This is a genomic window from Streptomyces sp. NPDC097107 (genome assembly GCF_044762405.1).
GTDB classification, from domain to species: domain Bacteria; phylum Actinomycetota; class Actinomycetes; order Streptomycetales; family Streptomycetaceae; genus Streptomyces; species Streptomyces thinghirensis.
The window spans coordinates 380,258-403,006 of the sequence record NZ_JBIWEF010000006.1 but is presented as its reverse complement, the minus strand read 5'-3'; the positions used below and the strand labels follow the sequence as shown (position 1 = coordinate 403,006).

The window sequence follows — 22,749 nt, the reverse complement described above, 5'->3', positions numbered from 1 at the left end:
ACGGCCGACGGTTCAGGTCGCGGCGCCCTGCGCGGCCGGTGAAGCGTCGCCGGGGGCCGGGGCGGGGGTGGCCGGGGCGGGGGTGGCCGGTGCCGGGGTGGCCGGGGCGGGGGTGGCCGGTGCCGGGGTGTCCGGGACGGGGGTGGCCGGGTCGTCGGCCGGCGTGGTCCGGGGGGCCGTGTGCCAGGGCCAGGGGGCCGAGTCGAGGTTCCGGGCGGGGTCGGCGGGGTCGACGTTCGCCGCGACGCACGCCGCCGCCAGTTCGGCGGCCGTCGGACGCTCGCGGTGCTGCTGCGCCGCGGCCACGAAGGCCCGTGCGACGACATGCGCCCGGTGTTCGCCGAAGCTCAGTCCGCGCATGCCCGTACGGTCGTCCTTCGGCTCCCACGCGGCCGTCACGCCGGGCGCGACCACGTGGGCGAACGCGGGGGCGGGTCCCTCCGGCAGGCCGGTGGCCAGGGCGCTTTCGGCCACCGCGTCGACGGCGTCCCAGGAGCCGGAGCCCAGGTAGACCACCATGCCGTCGTTGCGCGGCAGGCTCGACGGATTGGAGATGATCTTCGCGCGGTACGTCACGGAGCGGCTCTCCAGAGCGCTCAGTACGCCGTGCCACAGCTCGGGCGCCGCATCGGCGTCCGCGACCCGCAGATAAAGCCGCAGCAGGTCGCCGCCGCCGGTGCGGCCCGTGCCGCTGTCCACGAGGAAGAAGCCCGGCGAGACGAGCGGACGGGCCGCCGGAAGGTTCATCAGCACCACCGGGCGTCCGCCATCGCCCGCCGTACGCCCGGTCTCCCGGAGCGTCACCGAGTCCGGGACACCCACGCGCAGGCCGTCGATCTCCACGACCCGCCGGCCGGCGGCGGACCGACGCTCGGTGAGGAGCCCCGCGGCGACCGTCTCCGGGTGCGGGGTGGCCTTCGCCAGCCGGGCCTCGTAGTCCGGCGCGCGCAGCGTTCCGGGCGTCTCGCGGTCCTTGACCCCGCGCCCGGTGTGCAGCACTTCGTAGAGGGTGCGGGCGAGCGTGAAGCGCATCGCCGACGCGGATTCGGCGGTCACCTCGTCGTCCCGCACCCAGGCCGTTCTGCCGTCCGGCGCGATCCGCACGTCCGCCAGCGCGAGGCGCAGTCCGGCCGCGAGCACGGTCTCTTCGGTGCGCGTGGTCATGAAGCCTCCCCGAGCCCGACCGTGGAGACAAAGCTCCGCGGGTCGAGCAGCGCGGTCCTGCCGATGCCCGCCGCCGCCCGGACGATGGCCGACAGCCGGCCGCTCTCCCTGGTCGAGGCGATCAACCGGTCGATCAGATGCCATCCGGCGTAGGACGTGGCCCGCACCACGAGCCCTTCGTCGTCGGGGCCGCCGCCCTCGCGGTAGCCGCGGTGGAACGCGGAGACCAGCGGCAGCACGCGGGTCAGCTCCTCGCTGCCGCGCGCCACGACCTCCTCATGGGTGAGGACGGCCGAGAACGCGTCGTCCGTCTCCTGCGCGGGGATCCTCAGCACCGCACGGTGCAGCCATTCGCCGACGTACGCTCCGACGTCGCGGGCCGGGTCGCCGAGCCGGAACTCCTCCCAGTCGTTGACGTAGAACGCGGTGTCCGTGAGCAGGAACTGATCCAGCCGCAGGTCACCATGGACGGGGACGCGGGCGACTCCGGCCTCGGTCGCCCGCAGCCGCTCCAGTCCCTCGAGCAGCGCGGAGTCGCGCTGCAGCAGTCCCCATGCCTGGACGAAGGCGCCGGTGGCGTGGACGTACATCTCCAGCGGCAGCGATCGCAGGTCGTCGACCGGCGGGAACGGATGGGGGTCCGGGCCGGGGAAGTCCCCGTCCCGGAAGGGGAGTCGGTGCAGTGCGGCCAGGGTCCGGCCGGCCTGCGCCGACATGGACTCGGTGAACTCCTGCTCCGCGGCGAGTTCGCTGCCGGACCTGATGCCGTCCAGCATCCGGAACACCAAGAGCCGCCGCTCCTCGTCTCCCCCGAGGAATTCGGGGCGGGGGAAGGGCCGGACGCCGCCCTTCGCGAGGCGCTCGAACGCCACGATCCTCCGGTATCGCTTCAGGGATTCCTCGGGACTCCCTTTGAGCCGTTTCACGAATACCGAATCGCCGGTGTCCGTGATGCCGGACCAGTTCTCGTTCCGGCCGGGATAGGAATAGACCTCCGAGGCACTCAGCGAACCCAACCGGAGCTGCCCCAGTAGCTGTTCGACCGATGCGCCCACGGGACTGTCGACAGCCGACGCGGAAGGCCGGCCCTGCGGGTATTTGATCTTTTCGCCTGCCACAGACGTTTTGTATCGTGGGGCGACGCCGCCGGACAACGAAGTGACCGGCATCGGCCATCTCCGGCGGGGATGCGCCGGCCGCCGTGCAGGACGACCACCGAAGGTGCGGTGGGCGGCGGCGTGTGACGGTCTCCTCCGCGAACCGTCACCCGCCGCCTTCTCCGCCCTTTCCGGCGTTCTTGCTCAGATGATTCTTCGGCGCACGGCCCACACCACTGCTTCTATGGGTGTCTCCACGTCCACGCGGTCGCATATCGACCGGATTTTGCGCCGTAGCGTGCGGTCACTCATCTCCATTCTGCGGGCGACCTGCGACATGGTGCAGCCCTGGGAGACGAGTTGCAGGATTCTCAAGTGATCGTTTCCCAGTCTGAGGTGGGGGTCTCTTAAGGAAGTACTACGATTCACCTATCAACCTCATGGTCGTCCGACGGTGGGGCGCCGAATTCCGATGTGCCAGAACAGTTGAGGGAAGAGGCTGGTTCGCGGCCGATATCAGAGATAATCCGAGTCCGGACAGGGAGGTCGGATCAACGATCCCGTCGGTCAGCTGCCCGGCGTCGCGGCACCGATGACGGAGCCGGCCCGGCGACGGCGGCAGCAGAGAGAGCCGGAGGGGTCATGACGTTCTGATCCATCTTGCCCAGCATGAACTTCCCCCTTGACTGAGACCTCGTGAACTGCGCGGGGCTCGCGGCGCCCACACCTGGAGGGTGAGCGATGAAGCGGCGGTCAATCCGCGGCACCGGGCGCATCGTCAGTATATGAACCATCAGATCCGCTTGATCAAGTATTTACCCATGTGATCGGCGTCACATTGCGATTGTTTGGGCGGAATTTGAAGTTCCGAATGTGTCGGCCGAGTTCCCCGAGACATGTTATTCAGCGCCGCGCTCCTCACCATTAACGAACGGAACACCCGGCTATCCCGCCAGCCATTCGTCCGCAGAACAAGGCGAATGCCAACCGTAAAGCAGCGAGCGGTGCTCCCGGCACTGTCGCCGGGAGCACCGCTCGTGATACTGCGGGCGGATCAGGCGTCGGCAGCGTTTTCCTGACCGAATACGGCGTGCAGGCGCCGCGTGTGGTCGACATGGCGTACCGGGCCGGTGAGGGTGACCGTCGCCGTCAGGAGCGGGGCGGTGCTGGACGCCGCGAGCCGCAGTTCCAGGTCGCCCGGCTCGACGATGCGCCGGCCGTCCCGGCCGGTGAAGGAGGCGAGGTCGGCCGGGACAGTGACGCGCACCCTGCGGGCCTCGCCGGGGGCCAACGGCACCCGTGTGTAGCCGATGAGGCGCTGGACCGGCTGGACCACGGAGGCTACCGGGTCGTGCAGATAGAGCTGGACGACCTCGGTGCCGTGCCGTTCGCCGGTGTTGCGGACGGTGAGCGCCAACGAGAACTCGCCGTCGGTGGCCGCTTCTCCGGCGTACGTCACGAGGTCGCTCCAGGCGAACGTGGTGTACGTGAGTCCGTGCCCGAACCCGAAGGCGGGCGTCGGGTCGATGTTGGACACCTCGCTGGCGTGGGCGAGCCGCGCTCCGAGATAGGTGGTCGGCTGCGCACCCGCTCCGCGCGGCACGCTGACCGGCAGCCTGCCGGAGGGGCTGGTCCGCCCGCTGAGCACCCCGGCGATGGCGGCGGTGCCCTCCGCGCCGGGGAAGAACGACTGCACGATGGCGGCGGCCCCCTCCACGGCCCGGCCGAGCGCGTAGGGGCGTCCCGCGAGCAGCACCGTCACGACCGGTCTGCGGGTGTCGATCAGCGCGTCGAGGAGTCGCTGCTGGGCGCCGGGCAGGGCCAGCGACTCGGCGTCGCAGCCCTCCCCGCTGGTGCCGCGGCCGAACAGGCCGGCGCGGTCGCCCAGGACGGCGACGACGACATCGGCGTCCCGGGCCGCCCGGACTGCCTCGGGGATCTTGGAGATGTCGCCGTCGTCGACGCCCGTGCCGCGCACGACCGTGAACTCGGCCTCGGGGAACTCGGCGGCCAGGGTGTCGCGCAGGGTGGGCAGTTCGATGCCGACCGGGGTCCGGGGATGGTGCACGCCGATGTGCTGGGGGAAGGAGTAGCAGCCCAGTACGGCGGTGGCCTCGTCGGCGTTGGGTCCGACCAGGGCGATGCGGCGCGGCCGGTCCAGCGGCAGGGTGCCGTCGTTGCTCAGCAGCACGACCGCTTCCTCGGCCACCGTGCGGGCCAGCTCGCGGTTGGCGGGCCCGTCCAGGTCGATCCTGCCGCGCAGGGCCTCCGGGTCGTCCAGGTCGGCGCCGTCGAGCGCGGACGGCATAGGGTCCCAGTCCGGGTCGAGCAGCCCGAGCATCGCCTTCTGGGTGAGTACCCGGCGCAGGGCGCGGTCGATCAGCTGCTCCGGTACGCGGCCGGCGGCGACGGCTTCCGCCAGGGGCGCGCCGAACGTCTTGACGGTGGGCAGTTCGACGTCGACGCCCGCCCTCAACGCGGCACCGGCGGCGCCGGCCCAGTCGGCGGCGACGCCGTGCAGCGTCTTGAGGAAGGCGATGCCGAAGTAGTCGGCGACGACGGTGCCCTCGAAGCCCCACGTGTCGCGCAGCAGCCCGGTCAGCAGGTCCTCGTCGGCTGCGGCGGGCACGCCGTCGATGTCCGTGTAGGCGTGCATCACCGACCGTGCGCCACCCTCGCGGATCGCCATCTCGAAGGGCGGCAGCAGGACGTCGGCGCGTTCCCGCGGACCCACGGAGGAGGGGGCGAGGTTGCGTCCGGCGCGGGAGGCCGAGTAGCCGACGAAGTGCTTGAGGGTGGCGACGATCCCCGCGCCCTCCAGCCCGCGCACATAGGCGGTGCCGATGGTGCCCACGAGGTACGGGTCCTCGCCGATGGTCTCCTCGACCCGGCCCCAGCGGGCGTCGCGCACCACGTCCAGGACGGGCGCGAGGCCCTGGTGGACGCCGACGGACCGCATGTCGCGGCCGATGGCGGTGGCCATGCGGTGGATCAGGTCCGGGTCGAAGGTGGCGCCCCAGGACAGCGGGACGGGGTAGGCGGTCGCGCCCCAGGCGGCGAAGCCGGCCAGGCACTCCTCGTGCGCGACGGCGGGAATGCCGAAGCGGTTCCGGGAGGCGATGCGGGCCTGGGTGCGGAACAGGGAGAGCGCACCGAGTGCCGGATCGACGGGAACGGTGCCGAACGACCGGGTCAGTTGGCCCAGTCCGGTGGGCAGGAGTGCGTCCAGGTCGACGGCCTCCTCCATGTCGTGCTGATGGGGGGCCACGTCACCGCCCTCGTCGGACGCGCCGACCCAGACGCCGTACAGCTGGGCGATCTTCTCCTCCAGGGTCATCGCCTCGATCAGCGCGGACACCCTGGTGGTGACGGAGTGGGCGGGGTCGTTCCAGAGGGGGACTTCGGGGGTGGTCTCAACGGCCACGTCGGCGATCACTTTCCTCCGACACCCATCAGGCCCTGGACCAGGGCACGACGGGCGAACAGGTAGACGAGCAGGATGGGCACCATGGACAGCACCACGGCTCCCAGCAGACCGGGGATGTCGATGCCGTGCGCGGTCTGGAAGTTGTACAGACCCAGGGTGACCACCTTGGTGGAGTCGGACTGGGTCAGGACGAGCGGGAAGAGGAAGCCGTTCCACGCCTGGAGTGCCGAGAACACCACGATCGTGGACACTCCGCCGCGGGACAGCGGCATGACGAGCTGGAAGAACATGCGCCGCGGGCTCGCGCCGTCCATCGCCATCGCCTCGTACAGCTCCGGGGAGATGTCACGCATCGCGCCGCTGAGGATCAGCGCCGACATCGGCAGGCAGAACGCGGCCGTGGGCAGGATGACGCCGAGCAGGTTGTCGTACAGTCCGGCCTCGTTGATCAGGTAGAACATCGGCACGATCACCGCCTGGGCCGGGATGGCGAGGCCGAGCAGGAACAGCCGGAAGATCGCCGACGTGGCCCTGCCGCGGCTGCGGACGATCGCGTAGGCGAGTGGCGGGACGAGCAGCAGCACGATGCCGATCACGCTGGCGGTGACGACCAGCGTGTTGAGGAAGTACTGGCCGAAGCCCGAGTCGAAGGCACCTGTGTAGTTGTCCAGCGTGAAGCTGCCCGGGAACGAGACCGGACCGTTCTCCGCGTAGTCCTGACGGGTGCGCAGGGTCGCGGCGAGCATCACGTACAGCGGCAGGCCGACCAGGACCAGCCAGACGAGCGAGCCCGCGCCGGCCACGTAGTTCGGTCGGCGCCTCATGACACACCCTCCGCGGAACTGCGCATCTTGTCGTAGCCGGAGACCCGGACGACGATCAGCGAGATGATCGTGGCCGCGACGACCAGGGCCAGGGCGATCGCGGAGCCGGTGCCGTAGTCGAAGCTCTTGAACGCCTTGTCGTACATGTAGTAGGCGCTGATGGTGGTGTCGGTGCCGGGGCCGCCCTGGGTCAGGATGAGGATCGTCTCGAACGTGGTCAGACCACCGACGATCATCAGGATCATCGAGGTGACCATGGAGGTGCGCAGCTGCGGCAGGGTGATGTGGAAGAACTGCCGGTAGCGGCCCGCCCCGTCGATCTCCGCCGCCTGGTACAGCACCTGCGGGACCGCGCGGGCGGCGCCCTGGTAGATCAGCGTGTGGAACGGGGTGAACTGCCAGGTGCTGACGAACGCCAGCACCCCGATGGCGGTGGCCTGTTCACCGAACAGGTTGCCGTCGCCGAACAGCCAGGTGGCGTCGGCGGGGATGCCGAAGTTCGGGTCGAGCAGCGCCCGCCACAGCACCGAGACGGCCGTCGCGGACAGCAGCAGCGGGATGAAGTAGATGACCGACAGGACGGCGCGGTTGCGCTGGTGACCGGCGGCCCAGACGCCGAGCAGGATGCTCAGCGGGGTCTGGAGGACCACGCCGAGCGCGGTCAGCAGCAGGGTCAGCCAGATGCTCTTGAGCATGACCGGGTCGTCGATGAGGCGCGACCAGTTGTCCGTGCCGACGAACTCGGGCGGGCTGATCCCGTCCCAGCTCATGAAGGACAGCACCGCCACCATGATCAGCGGGACGATCGCGAAGAGGGCGAAGAACACTGCGGCGGGCAGTGCCCAGGCGAAGCCCGGGCGGCCTACCTTCGTTGCGGACGAGGCGGGCGGCCGCCGCCGGGACTCCTTGCGGGGTCCGGCGGCCGGCCGGGCGCTCGTGGTCTGTGTGGTCATGAGCCGTTCGTCACTCGGTCGGGAGGGCCTGCATGGCCTTGATGAAGCCGTCCGTGTCGAGCTGTCCGTTGAAGAACTGCTGGACGGCCTTGTGCATGTCCGAGCTCGCCTTCTGCGGGTAGGCCTGGTCCCAGGACAGCTGGAACGACGGGGCGTCGGCGACGAGGTCGTACTGGAAGCGCGAGTACTCGGGGGTGGCCGAGGTCTCGATGAACTTGTCGGTGTTGGTCGTGGTCGGCAGGTTGCCGATGTCCAACTGCGCCTTGACGAAGTCGTCGGAGTACATGAGCTTCAGGAACTCGGCGACGGCCTCCGGGTGCTTGGTCTTCTTCATCACCGAGTAGTAGTTGTTGGTGTTGCCGGCGACGTTGGCCGGGTCGCCCTTGCCTGTCTCGACGGCCGGGAAGGCGGTGTAGCCGAGGTCCTTCGCGGCGAATTCCTGATGGTCCGTCAGCTGCTGGGAGTAGTACCAGGAGCCCATCAGCTCGAAGCCGGCCTTGCCCGAGGCCACCAGCTGGACCGAGCCGCCGTTGGTGTACTTGACGGAGTCGTAGTTCTTGCCGAAGGCGCCGGTGTCGACCAGCTCCTTGATCATGCCCAGGGCCTTCTTGCTGTCCGCGCTCTCCCAGGCGCTCTTGTCGCCCCCGACGGCCTTCGCGAACAGCTCCGGGCCGGCGATGCGGTCGTAGAGGTACTGGAACCACATCTGGGTGGGCCAGACGTCGCCGCCGCCGAGCGCGATCGGCGTGACGCCCTCACCCTTGAGCTTGTCCACCGCGTCGAGCAGCTCGTCCCAGGTCTTCGGGGGCTCGACGCCCGCCTCGTCGAGGACCTGCTTGTTGTGGAAGAGCAGGACCGGCTGGGTGCCGCGCATCGGGATGCCGTACGGCTTGCCGTCGACGACGGCGCTGTCGAAGACGGACGGCAGGAACTTCTGCTTCAGGTCGGGGTTCTTCTTGATGAAGCCGTCGAGCGGCAGCAGCAGGTCGGCCTTGACGAACGGCTTGATGCTGCCGCCGCCCCAGTTGAAGAAGACGTCCGGGGCCTGGGGGGTGTTGATGATCGTCTGGAGCTTCTTCTGATAGTCGGCACCGGGGATGGTGTCGAGCACCGCCTTGACGTCGGACGTCTTGTTGAAGGTGTCGACGATCCGCTGTTCGACCTTGTTGGTGGCGTCCCCGTAGACCAGGACATGGATCTTGCCGTCGCCCGACGACGCCCCGCCGTTCCCGTCGCCGCAGGCCGACAGGCTCAGCGCCAGGGCGAGCGTCGCGCCGGTGGCGACCAGTCTGGGCAAGCGCGCACGTGTCTTCATCGTTCGCCTTTCGAAAGTTTCGGCACCATCACCGAAAGTCCATGCTGTCGGACAGTAAAGTCAGTCGGGATTTCCGGTCAATGGCCGTGCGGGTGCCGACTCAAAACGTTATCGATCGCATGACCTACCCTGCCTGTATGCACGGTGAAGTTGAGGTGGGCGCCAGGGTGACGCTGGCCGAGGTGGCGAAAGAAGCGAAGGTCTCCCTTCCGACAGTTTCGAAGGTCCTCAACGGTCGTTCGGATGTCTCCAACCTCACCCGGGCCAGGGTGGAGCGGCTTCTGGAGGTCCACGGCTACCGCCGCCGGAGCTCCGGCCCACCGCGCTCCCCGCTCGTCGAACTGGTCTTCCACGAGTTGGACAGCGTCTGGGCGATGGAACTCGTCCGGGGCGTGGAGAACGTCGCCAAGGCCAACCGGGCGACCGTGGTGCTCACCAGGAGCGGCACCCGGCACGCACCCGCCCCCGGCTGGATGGAGGGCGTGCTCCGACGCAGGCCGCTGGGTGTCGTGCTGGTCTTCTCGTCGCTCCCCGCGGAGGTGAGGCACCGGCTCGGATCGCGGGGCATCCCCTTCGTCATCGTCGACCCGGCCGGCGACCCCGATCCGGACGTACCGTCCGTGGGCTCCGCCAACTGGGCCGGAGGGCTCGCCGCGACGCGCCATCTCACCGGCCACGGACACGAGCGCGTCGCGATCATCACCGGGCCCGAGGACATGCTGTGCTCACTGGCCCGTCTCGACGGGTACCGCTCGGCCATGACCATGGCGGGCCTGACGGTCGACCCGCGTCTGGTCCGGTTCGGCGACTTCCAGGTGCGGGGCGGCTTCGAGCACGCCATGGACCTGCTGAGCGGTCCCCACCGGCCGACGGCGGTCTTCGCGGGCAGCGACCTCCAGGCACTCGGCGTCCTGGAGGCGGCCCGGCTCAGGGGGCTGAGCGTGCCGGAGGACCTCTCGGTGGTCGGCTACGACGACGTACCGCTGGCCCAGTGGTCGAGCCCGCCGCTGACCACGGTCCATCAGCCGCTGCGGGGCATGGCCGAGGAGGCGACCCGCATGCTCTTCCGCCCGGACGACCCTCGCGGGGCCGCCCAGCGCATAGAACTGGCGACACGTCTCGTCGTACGGCAGACCACGGCCCGACGGGGGCAGCGCGGCGCCGCGGCGGAGCCGGTCGGCGCGGACGCGTGAGGGGACCTGCCGGTCGCGGGCGGTGCAGGCGTGCAGGCGGTGCCGCCTACGCCGCCCGCGCGGAAGGCGCGTGAGGGGCAGGCGGCGCAGGCGGCGCAAGCATGCAGGCAGTGCGCCCGACACCGCCCGCGCGGTAGGCGCGTGAGGGGCAGGCGGTGCAGATGGTGCAGGCGTGCAGGCGGTGCGCCCGATGCCGCCCGTGCGGCCGGTAGCCGGTGGCGGCCGGCGCCCCCGGCGCCCCGGTGCGCGCCGTGCCGCCGGTGCCGCCGGTGCCGCCGGTGCCGCCGGTGCCGCCGGTGCCGCCGGTGCCGCCGGTGCCGCCGGTGCCGCCGGTGCCGCCGGTGCCGCCACCGAGACGACGTACCGCCCGCCCACCGCCGGTGGCGAACCGGAGACATCCGCTACCGCGCGTCGCGCAGCTTGAGCACGTATGCCGCGGTGAGCGCCACGGCACGGTCCTCGTCGTGGGACAGCTGCGCCAGGGCACGTGACGCCGTCGTTCCCGGGATGTCGGCGAGCGCCTGTGTCAGCCGTCGACGTGCGGATGATCCCTCGGTGCCCGGCGTGAGGCGGTCGACGAGCCCGGTGGCGATCCGGTCCGCCAGCGCCGGATCGAGCGCCAGCGCGCCCAGCGCGTCGGCCGCGTCGACGTCGTTCGCCTCGTCGACGACCATGCCGACGAGCGTCGGCACCGCGTCGGCCACCCCGCGTGCCCCGAGCGCCACGGCCGCGTACCTGCGGACCGCGACGTCGGAGTCGGCGAGTGCCTCCTCGAGCAGTGCGGTCGCCGCACCGTCCGGGATCTCGGCGATCGACCGGACGGCACGTTCGCGGACCTCGGCATCCGGTGAGGCGAGTCCCTCCGCCAGCAGCGCGAGTCCCGCATCGCCCGAGCGCGCCAGAGCCCAGCGGATGGCCCCGGCGACGTTCGGGTCCGCCTCGGTCAGCGCTGCCTCGACCAGTGCGTCCACCGGCACCGGAGCCTCTTCGGCCGAGGACAGGGCCGCGCGCTGGCGCGTCGCGGCACTCTTCGACCCCAGGGCCTGCAGGAGAGCCACGGTCTGGAGGACGTCCTCCCAGCCGGCGGGTTCCGCGGCACCGATCCGGTCCAGCCGCGTGAGCAGCTCCGTCTCGGCCGCGATGCGTTCCCGCGTCTGCCGGACGAGGTCGCCGACGAGCCGTGCGGGCGTGAACCCGGGATCGTCCAGCGCGCGCCCGACTTCACGCAGGGACAGGCCCAGTGACCGCAGGCTCTCGACATGGAAGATCCGCCGGATGTCCTCGCCGGAGTAGTCGCGATAGCCGGCGCCGGTACGGCCCGTCGGCCGCACCAGGCCGAGCGAGTCGTAGTGCCTGAGCATGCGGGCGCTCACCCCGGACCGTCGCGCCACATCACTGATCAACACTGCCTGTCACTCCTGACCTGTCACTCCTGGCTCGTCCTGCCCAGGACCACGATGCGCTTCGCCTCCTCGATCGCGGACTCGAATCCGGCCTCCGGGTTGCGCAACAGCCGTTCCGTGGCGATCGCGTGCCCGCGCACGAGGGGGTCGGGATCCGTTCTCGCGGCACGCAGGGGCGGCACGATCACCTCCCCGAGCGCGATCAGCGCCCTGCTGAGGCTCAGCTGCGTCTCCCGTTCGCCGCGCCCGAGCTGTGCGGCCAACGCCGCGGCCAGCCGGGGCTCTTCCCCTTCGGGCACGAGCACGACCGCTGCCCGCCAGGCGCTCCGCGCCACCTCGTCGTCGGCGTCGGACAGCAGCGCCCGTGTGATCGCCGGCCACGCCTGCCGGTCCCCGATCTTGGACAGCGTGTGCAGGGCCTGGCTTCGTGCCTGCGCGCACTCCGAGCGGACTTCGTGCAGCAGCGCCGGGAGCGTCGCGGAGGACGGGTGACGCGTGAGTGCCCAGGTGAGCATGTCGCGCACGTAGAACTCCGGCTCGACCGCGCATCGTTCGACGAGCTTGCCGACGAACCGCGGGTCGGGGGCCGTTCCGACACCCAGCGCTGCCCGCAGCCGCACTGACGGGCTGGTGTCCTCCAGCCTCCGAAGGGCCTGTTCGGTACCCCTGTCCTGTTTCGACATGTCGTCGGGACCACCTCCTGGCCACAGTGAAGGCCTTGTCACTGTGTCAAGGTCAAACGGCCCCGACCACACCGTCTCCTACCCCGCACCTCGGCGATCGGCGTCGGCCGGGGTGAAGGAGGAGGCCGCGGGACGGGTGCTGCCCGGCGGCACGGCCGGGCAGCACCCGTCGTAGCGGGGAGGGATCGGCCGAATGTACTTAATGAAAGCCAAAAGAAAAGCCGTGCGAGGAACCTTGACCGCGACCGGCAGGGCGGGCAAGGTGCCGGAGAGCGCTCTCCCACCTCTTCCGTGTCAAGGAGTCCTTCCATGCCCGCTGTCGGCATATCCCCGGCGGTGCCGGTGCCGCGCAGACCCGGTCGCCGCGGTCTCGTCGGCGTCCTCGTCACCGCGCTGGCCGCCACCCTGCTCGCCGTCCTCCCCGCCGCGCAGGCCCAGGCCGCGCCCGTACTGCTGTCGCAGGGCAAGCCGGTCGCCGCTTCCAGCCAGGAGCACTACGGCACCCCGGCGACCGCGGCCGTCGACGGCGACAACGGCACCCGCTGGTCCAGCGCCGCCGCCGATCCGCAGTGGCTCCGCGTCGACCTCGGCGCCTCCACCTCCCTCAGCCGGGTCGAGCTGCGCTGGGAGGCCGCCTACGCCAAGTCCTACCGCATCGAGACGTCTCAGAACGGCACCGACTGGTCGACGGCCCACTCCACCACCACCGGCGCCGGCGGCACGGAGATCGTGAACGTCTCCGGCACCGCCCGGTACGTCCGCATGCTCGGCGCCGCCCGAGCCACCGGATACGGCTACTCCCTCTGGGAGTTCAAGGTGTTCGGCACCACCGGCGACGACCCGGGCCCGGTCATCCCGGGCGGCGGCGACCTCGGCCCCAACGTGCACGTCTTCGACCCGTCCACGCCCGGCATCCAGGCCAAGCTGGACCAGGTCTTCCAGGAGCAGGAGTCGGCGCAGTTCGGCTCCGGCCGGCACGCCTTCCTCTTCAAGCCCGGCACCTACGACAACCTCAACGCCCAGATCGGCTTCTACACCCAGATCCTCGGTCTCGGCCTGCGCCCCGACGACACGACGATCGACGGTGACGTCACCGTCGACGCCGGCTGGTTCAACGGCAACGCCACCCAGAACTTCTGGCGCGGTGCGGAGAACCTCGCCGTGAATCCGGTCAGCGGGACCAACCGGTGGGCGGTCTCGCAGGCCGCCTCGTTCCGCCGGATGCACGTCAAGGGCGGCCTCAACCTCGCGCCCAACGGCTACGGCTGGGCCAGCGGCGGCTACATCGCCGACAGCAAGATCGACGGCCAGGTCGGCAACTACTCGCAGCAGCAGTGGTACACCCGCGACAGCTCCATCGGCGGCTGGTCCAACAGCGTCTGGAACCAGACCTTCTCAGGAGTCGAGGGCGCTCCCGCCACCAGCTTCCCCGAGCCCCGCTACACCACGCTCGACACGACGCCGATCTCCCGCGAGAAGCCGTTCCTCTACCTGGACGGCGACGAGTACAAGGTCTTCGCCCCCGCCAAGCGGACCAACGCCCGCGGCACCACCTGGGCGAACGGCACCCCGCAGGGCGAGTCGATCCCGCTGGACAGGTTCTACGTCGTCAAGCCCGGCGCCACCGCCGCCACCATCAACGCCGCTCTCGCCCAGGGCCTGCACCTCCTCTTCACCCCCGGCGTCTACCACGTCGACCAGACCATCAACGTCAACCGGGCGGACACCGTCGTGCTGGGCCTCGGCCTCGCCACGATCATCCCGGACAACGGGGTGACCGCGGTGAAGGTCGCCGACGTGGACGGCGTGAAGCTCGCCGGCTTCCTCATCGACGCCGGGCCGGTCAACTCCCCCACGCTACTGGAGATCGGCCACCAGGGCGCCGGCACCGACCACGCCGCGAACCCGACCACCGTGCAGGACGTCTACATCCGCATCGGCGGCGCGGGCGCGGGCAAGGCGACCACCAGCATGGTGGTCAACAGCCACGACACGATCATCGACCACACCTGGGTGTGGCGGGCCGACCACGGCGAGGGCGTCGGCTGGGAGACCAACCGGGCCGACCACGGCGTCCGCGTCAACGGCGACGACGTACTGGCCACCGGACTGTTCGTCGAGCACTTCAACAAGTACGACGTCGAGTGGTACGGCGAACGCGGCCGGACGATCTTCTACCAGAACGAGAAGGCGTACGACGCCCCCAACCAGGCGGCCATCCAGAACGGCACGACGAAGGGGTACGCCGCCTACCGCGTCGACGACTCCGTGGACACCCACGAAGCCTGGGGCCTCGGCAGCTACTGCAACTACAACGTCGACCCGAACATCCGCCAGGACCGCGGCTTCAAGGCGCCCGTCACACCGGGAGTCAAGTTCCACAGCCTCCTCGTGGTCTCCCTGGGTGGCATGGGGCACTACAACCACGTCATCAACGACACCGGTGCCTCCACCGTCCCGGCCGGCACTACGACCGTGCCGTCCACGGTCGTCTCCTTCCCCTGACCGAGCCGTCAGCCGGTCGGAACTCCCCTCCGGGCCGGACCACGTCCCCGCGCTCCCGGCCCGGAGGGACCATCAGGCGGTCCCCGGCCGCCGCCCCGCCCCGTCGGCTCTCCTCAACCCGCCAGGAGCAGATGTGTCCCCAGACCTCTCGTACCGCGGACGGGCCGGCCGCCGCGCCGTCCCCCTGCTCGCCCTCGGCGCACTGGTGGCGTCGTCGCTCGCCCTCGCCGCCCCGCGCGCCGCAGCGGCACCGGCGCCCGCGCACCCGTACCGTCAGGTGGCCCCACTCCACGGCCCGGCCCGGTCGCATGTCGTCCCCGACGACGCAGGCGCCGACACCTGAGCCGAAAAGCACCACCGCCGCGCTCTGCGCGCCCCGGCCGGCGCCGAACCACATCTCCGCCTGGCCCAGCGTCTTGGCCCCGTTGTCGATGTAGTAGGGCACCGTCTCGGGCAGGACCCGGGACTCGCGCAGCAACCGCTCCAGCGGAACGGCGTCCCAGCCGATCGTCTGGCCGTGCACGACCGCGCCGGCCTCGGCGGTCCTGGCGACGATGCCCGGCACGCCGATCCCGACGCCGAGCAGGCTCTCCGCCGCGATGCCGGCCTCGTCCAGCACCTCGGGGATGCCCTCGCGCAGATGCGTCATGACGACGCCGACGTCGTAGCGGTCGACGCGGCGCGGCCCCTCCGACTCCAGCGGTCTCTCGACCCGGGCCAGCTCGGTGAGGGCGAGGTCGAAGAGTTCGATCCGCACGCGGGTCTCGCCGATGTCGACGCCGATCATGTAAGCGCTCCGCGCGCTGACGCGCAGCAGCGTGCGGGGACGGCCGCCGGCGGAGCCGACGCTTCCGGCCTCCTCCACCAGTCCCTCGGCGACCAGTTCGGAGACCATGTTGCTGACCGAGCCGGAACTCAACCCGGTGACCGGCCCCAGCGAGAACCTGCTGAGCGGCCCGTCACCGTTGCAATACGGCGGTGCGGTTCTGCCGCCGCAGGTCACGCACCGTACGCCCGTTGCGCACCTTCACCCTCGCCCCCCTCGTTCCGACATCCTTACCGCGACTTACCTGTGGCGGGGCTCTTGACGCGCCCTTCGTTCGAAGTTTAACTCACATCCTAAATTAAGCCGTGGGGGTATTCAGGGAACGCGGGGTGCTGCCCCGGACCCCCTCCGCGGGCGACCCCGTCACCTCCCGGAAGGCCTCTGGAGTCATGCGCAGAAACAGAGCCGCAGCCGTCGGCGCCGTCACCCTCTCCTTCGCCCTCACCGTGGCCGCCTGCGGCGGGGGGTCGTCCGGCACGGAGGGCTCCAACGAGCAGCCGAAGACCCTCACCTACTGGGCCTCCAACCAGGGCGCGAACCTGGAGGTCGACAAGAAGGTCCTCCAGCCGGAACTCGACAAGTTCGAGAAGGAGACCGGCATCGAGGTGAAGCTGGAGGTCGTGCCCTGGGCGGACCTCCTCAACCGCATCCTCACCGCCACCACCTCGGGCCAGGGCCCCGACGTCCTGAACATCGGCAACACCTGGAGCGCGTCGCTGCAGTCCAGCGGCGCCCTCCTGCCCTGGGACGCGGAGAACTTCGAGACCATCGGCGGCAAGGACCGCTTCGTGGAGTCCGCGCTCGGCTCGACCGGCGTACCGGGCCAGGACCCGGCCGCCGTACCGCTGTACTCCATGGCCTACGCGCTCTACTACAACAAGAAGATGTTCGCCGACGCCGGCATAGAGAAGCCGCCGGCGACCTGGGAGGAGCTGGCCGAGACCGGCAGGAAGCTCTCCGAGGACGGCAGGTGGGGGCTCGGCGCGGAGGGTTCGAACCTCTCCAACAACATCCACCAGGTCTTCGTCCTCGCCAAGCAGCACGGCGCGGACTTCTTCACCCCTGAAGGCAAGGCCGACTTCACCTCGGACGGCGCCGTCGCGGCGGTGAAGCAGTACGTCGATCTGATGGCCAAGGACAAGATCGTCGCGCCCGGCAACGCCGAGTACGCGCAGAACCAGTCCCTGAGCGACTTCGCCAAGGACAAGACGGCCATGGTGCTGTGGCAGACCGCGTCGGCCACCTTCGAGTCGCAGGGCATGAGCGAGGACGAGTGGGGCGTCGCGCCCGCCCCCGTGCAGTCCGGCGAGCCCGGCCCGGGCAAGGCCACCAACTCCATGGTCGCCGGCATCAACATGGCCGTCTTCAAGAACACCAAGAACATCGACGGCGCCAGGAAGTTCGTGAAGTTCATGACCAGCGACGAGGAGCAGGTCGTCCTCAACAAGGCCTACGGCTCCATCCCGCCGGTCAAGGCCGCCCAGCAGGACCCGGCCTTCGACACCCCGTCCCTCACTGTGCTCCGGGAGACCCTCGCGACCAGTGCCACCGCACTGCCGCAGGTCCCCGAGGAGTCGCAGTTCGAGACCGTCGTCGGCACCGCCGTCAAGGAACTCTTCGCCGACGCCGCCGCCGGCCGCGCGGTGACCACCGAGTCAGTGCGGGCGGGGCTCGAGAAGGCCCAGCAGCAGATGCCCAAGAAGTGAGCCCGGAAACCGCCATGACCACCACCGCTGCCCTCGACGCAGGCGAGCGGACGGCGCGGAAGAACGACCCCGGAGCGGCGCCGCGCAAGCGTCGCTCCGGGCGGCTGCGCCGCATCGCCCTGCCGTACCTGCTGCTGTTCCCCGCGATCCTCCTCGAACTACTGGTCCACCTGGTGCCGATGGTGATCGGCATCGTCGTCAGCTTCAAGGAGCTGACCCAGTTCTACATCCGCGACTGGGGCACCGCGCCCTGGGCCGGCCTCGACAACTACCAGCTGTCGGTCGACTTCGACGCCCCCGTGGGCGAGGCGCTGCTCAACTCGTTCTTCACCACCTGCCTGTTCACCGTGGTCTCCGTCGGCCTGTGCTGGGTGCTGGGCGTGGCCGCCGCGGTCTTCCTGCAGGAATCGTTCCGCGGCCGGGGCTTCCTGCGCACGATCTTCCTCGTCCCGTACGCGCTGCCCGTGTACGCCGCCGTCATCACCTGGTCGTTCATGTTCCAGCGGGACAACGGGCTGGTGAACCACGTGCTGCACGACCAGCTCGGGCTCACCGGCAGTCCCCCGTTCTGGCTGATCGGCGACAACAGCTTCATCGCGCTGCTCGTCGTCTCGGTGTGGAAGGGCTGGCCCTTCGCCTTCCTCATCATCATGGCCGGACTGCAGAACATCCCGAGGGACGTCTACGAGGCCGCCGCCCTGGACGGCGCGGGCGTCTGGCAGCAGGTCCGCCGCATCACCCTGCCGGCGCTGCGCCCCGTCAACCAGGTCCTCGTCCTGGTGCTGTTCCTGTGGACGTTCAACGACTTCAACACGCCCTTCGTCCTGTTCGGCAAGGCGGCACCGGAGGCCGCGGACCTCATCTCCATCCACATCTACCAGTCCTCGTTCCAGACCTGGAACTTCGGGACGGGCTCCGCGATGTCGGTCCTGCTGCTCCTGTTCCTGCTCGTGGTGACGGGCGTCTACCTCTGGCTCACCTCGCGAGGAAGGAAGGCCACCGATGCCTAGCCCCGCCGTCCGGCGACCCCGCTCCCCGATGGCCGCCCCGCGGTCCTTCCTGTGGAGCCGTCGCGTCTTCCTGACCCTCCTCACCGTCTTCGTCCTGCTGCCGGTCTACGTGATGATCTCCAGCTCACTGAAGCCGCTGGAAGACGTGTCGGGCAAGTTCGAGTGGATCCCCTCGGGTCTCACCGTCCGCCCGTACTTCGACATCTGGGAAACGGTCCCACTCGCCGACTACTTCGTGAACTCGCTGATCGTGGCGGGCTCGGCGACCCTCTGCTCCGTCACCATCGCCGTGTTCGCGGCCTACGCGGTCAGCCGGTACTCCTTCCGCGGCAAGCGCGTCTTCACGGTGACCGTGCTCTCGACCCAGATGTTCCCCGGCATCCTGTTCCTGCTGCCGCTGTTCCTCATCTACGTCAACATCGGCAACGCCACCGGGATCGCCCTGTTCGGCTCCCGCGGCGGCCTGATCCTCACCTACCTCACCTTCTCGCTGCCGTTCTCCATCTGGATGCTGATCGGCTACTTCGACTCCGTGCCCAGGGACCTCGACGAGGCGGCCAAGGTGGACGGCTGCGGACCGCTCGGCGCCCTCTTCCGGGTGATCGTGCCCGCCGCGATCCCCGGCATCGTCGCCGTCGCCGTCTACGCGTTCATGACTGCCTGGGGCGAAGTGCTCTTCGCCTCGGTCATGACCAACGAGACCACCCGCACCCTGGCCGTCGGCCTCCAGGGCTACGCCACCCAGAACGACGTGTACTGGAACCAGGTCATGGCCGCCTCACTCGTCGTCAGCCTCCCCGTCGTCGCCGGCTTCCTGCTGCTCCAGCGCTACCTCGTCACCGGCCTCACCGCCGGCGCCGTCAAATAGCCGCCCCTGCCCCTGCCCCTGCCCCACTCCACCCGACCACCCCAGAGAGGCCCTCTGTGTCCGAATCGCTCGACCTCGCCGCCTTCCCCGCCGACTTCACCTGGGGCACGGCCACCTCCGCCTACCAGATCGAGGGCGCCGTCGCCGAGGACGGCCGGGCACCGTCGATCTGGGACACCTTCTCCCACACCCCCGGGAGGATCGACAACGACGACCACGGCGACGTGGCCTGCGACCACTACCACCGGTGGCCCGAGGACATCGCCCTGATGAAGCGGCTCGGCGCCGACGCCTACCGCCTGTCCATCGCCTGGCCCCGTGTCCTGCCCGGTGGCGACGGACCGGTCAACGCGGCCGGACTCGACTTCTACGACCGGCTCGTCGACGGCCTCCTCGACGCGGGGATCACCCCCAACGTCACCCTCTACCACTGGGACCTTCCCCAGTCGCTCCAGGACCGCGGCGGCTGGACCGTACGCGATACCGCGGAGCACCTCGCCGACTACGCCTCGGTCGTGGCCGGCCGCCTCGGCGATCGCGTCACCCAGTGGGCCACCCTGAACGAACCCCTGTGCTCCGGCTGGATCGGCCACCTGGAGGGCCGGATGGCACCCGGCCTGACCGACCTGACCGCCGCCGTACGCGCCTCGTACCATCTTCTCCTCGGGCACGGCCTCGCCACCCGGGCGGTCCGCGCGGCCGTGCCGGGCGCGCGGATCGGCCTCGTCACCAACCACTCCACCGTCGAGGCCGCCTCGACCCGCCCGGAGGACATCGCGGCGGCCACCCGCATGGACGGCCACACCAACCGCTGGTGGCTCGACCCGGTCTACGGCCGCGGCTTCCCCACCGACATGCGCGAGCTGTACGGCGTGGACCTGCCCGAGCGCCCGGGCGACCTGGACGCGATCGCCACGCCCCTCGACTGGCACGGCCTCAACTACTACTTCCCGGCGACCGTCACCGACGACCCCCTGGGCCCCGTCCCGTACGCCCGTGAGGTCCGGCTGCCCGACGTACCGCGCACCGGCATGGACTGGCAGATCGACGCCGGCGGCCTGGAGGCCCTGCTGCTGCGCCTGACCGACGAGTATGGAGTCCGCAAGCTGTACGTCACCGAGAACGGCTCCGCGTTCGCGGACACGGTCTCGCCCGACGGCGCAGTCCACGACCCCGACCGGGCCCGTTACCTGGAGCAGCACGTGAGCGCCTGCGCCCGGGCGGTCCGCAAGGGCGTACCGCTGGCCGGCTATTACGCCTGGTCCCTGCTCGACAACTTCGAGTGGGCCTACGGCTACGACAAACGCTTCGGCCTCGTCCACGTCGACTACGCGACGCAGGTCCGGACCGTCAAGACGAGCGGCCTGCGGTACGCGGAGATCATTCGTGCCCACGGGGAGTCCCGCGCCTGATCGCGCCTGATCGCGCCTGACCATGCCGATGGCCGGGGCCCTGCCCCGTCGCCCGGTCAGGCGGACTCGCGTACGACCAGTTCCGGTTCGAAGACGAGGGTGCGGGGTTCGGTGCGGGTGCCCCGGACCTGCTCGTCCAGCATCCTGGCCATGGCCGCCGCCATCTCCTCCACCGGCTGGCGCACGGTGGTCAGCGGTGGCCGGCACGTCACGGCGATGCTCGAGTCGTCGAACCCGACGACGGCGACATCCTCCGGTATGCGCCTGCCCAGTTCCCGCAGGACCTGACAGGCGCCCTGGGCCATCAGATCGTTGGCCGCGAACACGCCGTCCACAGCGGGGCGGTACCGCAGCAGCGCGGCCATGGCCACCGCCCCGCTGTCCAGCGTGAACACGCCGTCGGCCACGGGAGGGCTGCCATGCCCCGCGCGAGCCAGGGCGTCGCGGAATCCGGCGAGGCGTTCCCGGCCGGCCCTGAGACCCGGCGGCGCGCCGATCACCGCGATACGGCGGCAGCCGCGGCCCAGGAGGTGTTCCCCGGCCAAGCGGCCCCCCGCACGGTGGTCCAGATCGACGCAACTGACCGGTGTCGCCCGGTTGGGACGTGCGAACAGCACCGTGGGGACGCGGGCGGACAGGAGCATGTCCGGCAGAGGGTCGTCCGGTTGTACGGAGACCACCAGCGCGCCGTCCGCACTGCCCTGCCGCAGATAGTCGGCCACCTGCGTCCTGGCCGCCTCCGACTCGGCGAACAGCAGCACCGGTTGCGTCATGCGCGCACGGAGATACCCCACGACGCCGTTGACGACACGACCGAAGAACGGGTCCGCGAACACGCGGCCCGCGAAGGCGTCGCCCGCGCCGGAGACGATGAGGGCCACCGTCCCGGTACGTCGGGTGACCAACGCCCTCGCTGCGCGGTTCGGCGTGTAGCCCGTCCGCTCGATCGCGCTGCGGACCAGGTCCTGGATGCCGGGATCGACGTTGCGCACGCCGTTCACGACCCGCGACACGGTGGCACGGGAGACCCCCGCCTCCCGCGCGACATCCTCCAGCGTCGGGGCCTGCCTGTTCATGGGAGGAACTCTAATGCCGGGCAGCCACACCAACATCGGTAACACGGGCCGACTGCGACGGCTATGACGTCAAACGCTCGGCCGACGAAGGCGACAGGACGTGGAGGGACCCACCCCCATGCGGGACCTGCAAGACGACGAGTACTGCCTCTTCATCAACGGAGGAGAGGGATCCGACCTCTGGGCCCTGCTGTCCGACTGGTCCGACAGTGAGGACGAGGAGGAGTGGAAGAAGCACATCCCGCGCTTCTCCCGCCTCATCCGCTGCTGGCAGCGCCTCGGCTTCATCAAGGTGTACCAGTCCGGCGAATGGCCCGCGCACCTCACCAGCGAAGCAGTGACCGGTCAGGCCCTGGACGACCTCCTCGCCGATCCCGCCGGCTGGGAGGACCAGGATCCCGACCGCTGGACCTGTGTCGGCTCCGGCGACCGGGACATCCACGAGTTGGAGGAAGGCATGTGCGACCGGGAGCGGTGAGCGCCGCGTCCTGAAGCCGCGGGCCCCGGCCGACCTCTGTCGGCCGGCGCCCGCGGCCCTCAGCGGCGATGGACGCTGACCGCGTAGCCGCCACCGTCGTACGGAGCGGCGTCCCACGTGGCGAAGCGATCGGTCAGGGTGAGGCCGGCGGCGCCGCAATACGCGTCGTACTCCCCCAGGGTGAGGCTGGGCGGCACGGGTAGATGCTCCCGGTCCAAGCCGAAGCCCGCGACGAGGAATCCGCCGGGGCGCAGGGCACGGGCCAGCCGGGCGGCGACGGCGGCCTCGGTTCCCGGGGCGAGGAGGGGGAAGATGTTGCCGGCGGCCACGACGAGGTCGAAGCCGGTGGTGATGCCCGCGGTCGCCGGGTCGAAGTCCGACAGGTCAGCCTGCAGCCAGGTCAGGTGTGGCGCGTTGCGACGTGCCACGGCCAGCATGGAGGCGTCACGGTCCACGCCCACGCCCTCATACCCGAGCTGGGCGAGCCGGATCAGGACCCGACCGGTGCCGCATCCGGCGTCCAGCACCCGCGCTCCAGGGGGCACCAGCGTGGCACACAGTCGCGCCTCGCCGTGTACGTCTTCACCCTGCTCGGCGAGTTGAGCGAACCGAGCCGCATACTGCTCGCCGGACGCACCACCAGTCAGCTTCTCCCATCGACTCATGGCCGTAAGCATAGGCACTGGGTGAACGCCCGGGTGCTGGCGTCCATCCTGTCCGTGCACCGTGTCCCGTCATCGGCATGGGGGGCGCACGCACACCTCGGGCCCGAACTATGTTGTCCCGCCACATGTGCCCCTGACCTGCGG

17 protein-coding genes and 1 pseudogene are annotated in these 22,749 nt (G+C 70.3%); 7 read left to right on the top strand and 11 right to left on the bottom strand.

Annotated features, from left to right (window positions below):
• Nucleotides 1-12: 12 nt before the first annotated feature.
• The 6 genes from ACIQ1J_RS17325 to ACIQ1J_RS17300 all read right to left on the bottom strand — a co-directional run bounded on the left by ACIQ1J_RS17325 (nt 13) and on the right by ACIQ1J_RS17300 (nt 8,780).
• Nucleotides 13-1,164: a T3SS effector HopA1 family protein gene (locus tag ACIQ1J_RS17325; RefSeq protein ID WP_403557505.1), complete on the bottom strand. Its 1,152-nt coding sequence runs from the start codon at nt 1,162-1,164 to the stop codon at nt 13-15.
• Complete coding sequence (gene lxmK, locus ACIQ1J_RS17320; protein ID WP_403557504.1) at nt 1,161-2,333, bottom strand: class V lanthionine synthetase subunit LxmK; 1,173 nt, start codon at nt 2,331-2,333, stop codon at nt 1,161-1,163. Before lxmK ends, ACIQ1J_RS17325 begins: the two co-directional genes overlap by 4 nt.
• Before the next feature lie 982 nt (nt 2,334-3,315).
• On the bottom strand, nt 3,316-5,697 hold the full coding sequence (locus ACIQ1J_RS17315) for a glycoside hydrolase family 3 N-terminal domain-containing protein (RefSeq protein ID WP_403557503.1): 2,382 nt from the start codon (nt 5,695-5,697) through the stop codon (nt 3,316-3,318).
• Nucleotides 5,694-6,512, bottom strand: a complete 819-nt coding sequence (locus ACIQ1J_RS17310) for a carbohydrate ABC transporter permease (RefSeq protein ID WP_210959306.1) — start codon at nt 6,510-6,512, stop codon at nt 5,694-5,696. The genes ACIQ1J_RS17315 and ACIQ1J_RS17310 overlap by 4 nt, the downstream gene beginning before the upstream one ends.
• A complete protein-coding gene (locus ACIQ1J_RS17305) occupies nt 6,509-7,465 on the bottom strand; it encodes a carbohydrate ABC transporter permease (protein ID WP_403557502.1) in 957 nt (318 codons plus the stop codon). The genes ACIQ1J_RS17310 and ACIQ1J_RS17305 overlap by 4 nt, the downstream gene beginning before the upstream one ends.
• A gap of 10 nt (nt 7,466-7,475) precedes the next feature.
• Nucleotides 7,476-8,780, bottom strand: coding sequence for an ABC transporter substrate-binding protein (locus ACIQ1J_RS17300; protein WP_403557501.1), 1,305 nt, complete (start codon nt 8,778-8,780; stop codon nt 7,476-7,478).
• Between the two features lie 137 nt (nt 8,781-8,917).
• On the opposite strand from ACIQ1J_RS17300, the gene ACIQ1J_RS17295 reads away from it, so the two are divergent.
• Nucleotides 8,918-9,973 (top strand): LacI family DNA-binding transcriptional regulator, encoded by a 1,056-nt coding sequence (locus ACIQ1J_RS17295; protein ID WP_403557500.1) that lies wholly within the window; start codon nt 8,918-8,920, stop codon nt 9,971-9,973.
• Nucleotides 9,974-10,374: 401 nt separating this feature from the next.
• Here the strand turns inward: ACIQ1J_RS17295 and ACIQ1J_RS17290 are convergent, their stop codons facing one another.
• Together ACIQ1J_RS17290 and ACIQ1J_RS17285 are read right to left on the bottom strand one after the other, a co-directional pair.
• On the bottom strand, nt 10,375-11,379 hold the full coding sequence (locus ACIQ1J_RS17290) for a HEAT repeat domain-containing protein (RefSeq protein WP_403557499.1): 1,005 nt from the start codon (nt 11,377-11,379) through the stop codon (nt 10,375-10,377).
• 20 nt (nt 11,380-11,399) lie between these two features.
• Complete coding sequence (locus ACIQ1J_RS17285; RefSeq protein WP_403557498.1) at nt 11,400-12,059, bottom strand: HEAT repeat domain-containing protein; 660 nt, start codon at nt 12,057-12,059, stop codon at nt 11,400-11,402.
• Between the two features lie 309 nt (nt 12,060-12,368).
• Between ACIQ1J_RS17285 and ACIQ1J_RS17280 the strand changes: the two genes are divergently transcribed.
• On the top strand, nt 12,369-14,564 hold the full coding sequence (locus tag ACIQ1J_RS17280) for a discoidin domain-containing protein (RefSeq protein WP_403557497.1): 2,196 nt from the start codon (nt 12,369-12,371) through the stop codon (nt 14,562-14,564).
• 229 nt (nt 14,565-14,793) lie between these two features.
• Here ACIQ1J_RS17280 and ACIQ1J_RS17275 read toward each other — a convergent pair.
• Nucleotides 14,794-15,595 (bottom strand): annotated as a pseudogene (locus ACIQ1J_RS17275) (ROK family protein); the annotation flags it as partial.
• A 184-nt stretch (nt 15,596-15,779) separates the two neighbouring features.
• On the opposite strand from ACIQ1J_RS17275, the gene ACIQ1J_RS17270 reads away from it, so the two are divergent.
• The 4 genes from ACIQ1J_RS17270 to ACIQ1J_RS17255 are packed head-to-tail and all read left to right on the top strand — an operon-like array spanning nt 15,780 to nt 20,386.
• Nucleotides 15,780-17,096, top strand: coding sequence for an ABC transporter substrate-binding protein (locus tag ACIQ1J_RS17270; protein WP_403557496.1), 1,317 nt, complete (start codon nt 15,780-15,782; stop codon nt 17,094-17,096).
• A gap of 14 nt (nt 17,097-17,110) precedes the next feature.
• Nucleotides 17,111-18,106: a carbohydrate ABC transporter permease gene (locus ACIQ1J_RS17265; RefSeq protein WP_403557495.1), complete on the top strand. Its 996-nt coding sequence runs from the start codon at nt 17,111-17,113 to the stop codon at nt 18,104-18,106.
• 28 nt (nt 18,107-18,134) lie between these two features.
• On the top strand, nt 18,135-18,974 hold the full coding sequence (locus tag ACIQ1J_RS17260) for a carbohydrate ABC transporter permease (RefSeq protein ID WP_403557620.1): 840 nt from the start codon (nt 18,135-18,137) through the stop codon (nt 18,972-18,974).
• 56 nt (nt 18,975-19,030) lie between these two features.
• Complete coding sequence (locus tag ACIQ1J_RS17255) at nt 19,031-20,386, top strand: GH1 family beta-glucosidase (RefSeq protein WP_403557494.1); 1,356 nt, start codon at nt 19,031-19,033, stop codon at nt 20,384-20,386.
• 56 nt (nt 20,387-20,442) lie between these two features.
• Here ACIQ1J_RS17255 and ACIQ1J_RS17250 read toward each other — a convergent pair whose 3' ends face one another.
• A complete protein-coding gene (locus tag ACIQ1J_RS17250) occupies nt 20,443-21,462 on the bottom strand; it encodes a LacI family DNA-binding transcriptional regulator (RefSeq protein WP_403557493.1) in 1,020 nt (339 codons plus the stop codon).
• A gap of 118 nt (nt 21,463-21,580) precedes the next feature.
• Here ACIQ1J_RS17250 and ACIQ1J_RS17245 point away from each other — a divergent pair, with 118 nt between their 5' ends.
• Nucleotides 21,581-21,940, top strand: coding sequence for a hypothetical protein (locus ACIQ1J_RS17245; protein WP_403557492.1), 360 nt, complete (start codon nt 21,581-21,583; stop codon nt 21,938-21,940).
• 59 nt (nt 21,941-21,999) lie between these two features.
• Here the strand turns inward: ACIQ1J_RS17245 and ACIQ1J_RS17240 are convergent, their stop codons facing one another.
• The gene (locus tag ACIQ1J_RS17240; protein WP_403557491.1) at nt 22,000-22,605 is read right to left on the bottom strand and encodes a class I SAM-dependent methyltransferase; all 606 of its coding nucleotides are present in this window, start codon (nt 22,603-22,605) and stop codon (nt 22,000-22,002) included.
• Nucleotides 22,606-22,749 lie beyond the last annotated feature (144 nt).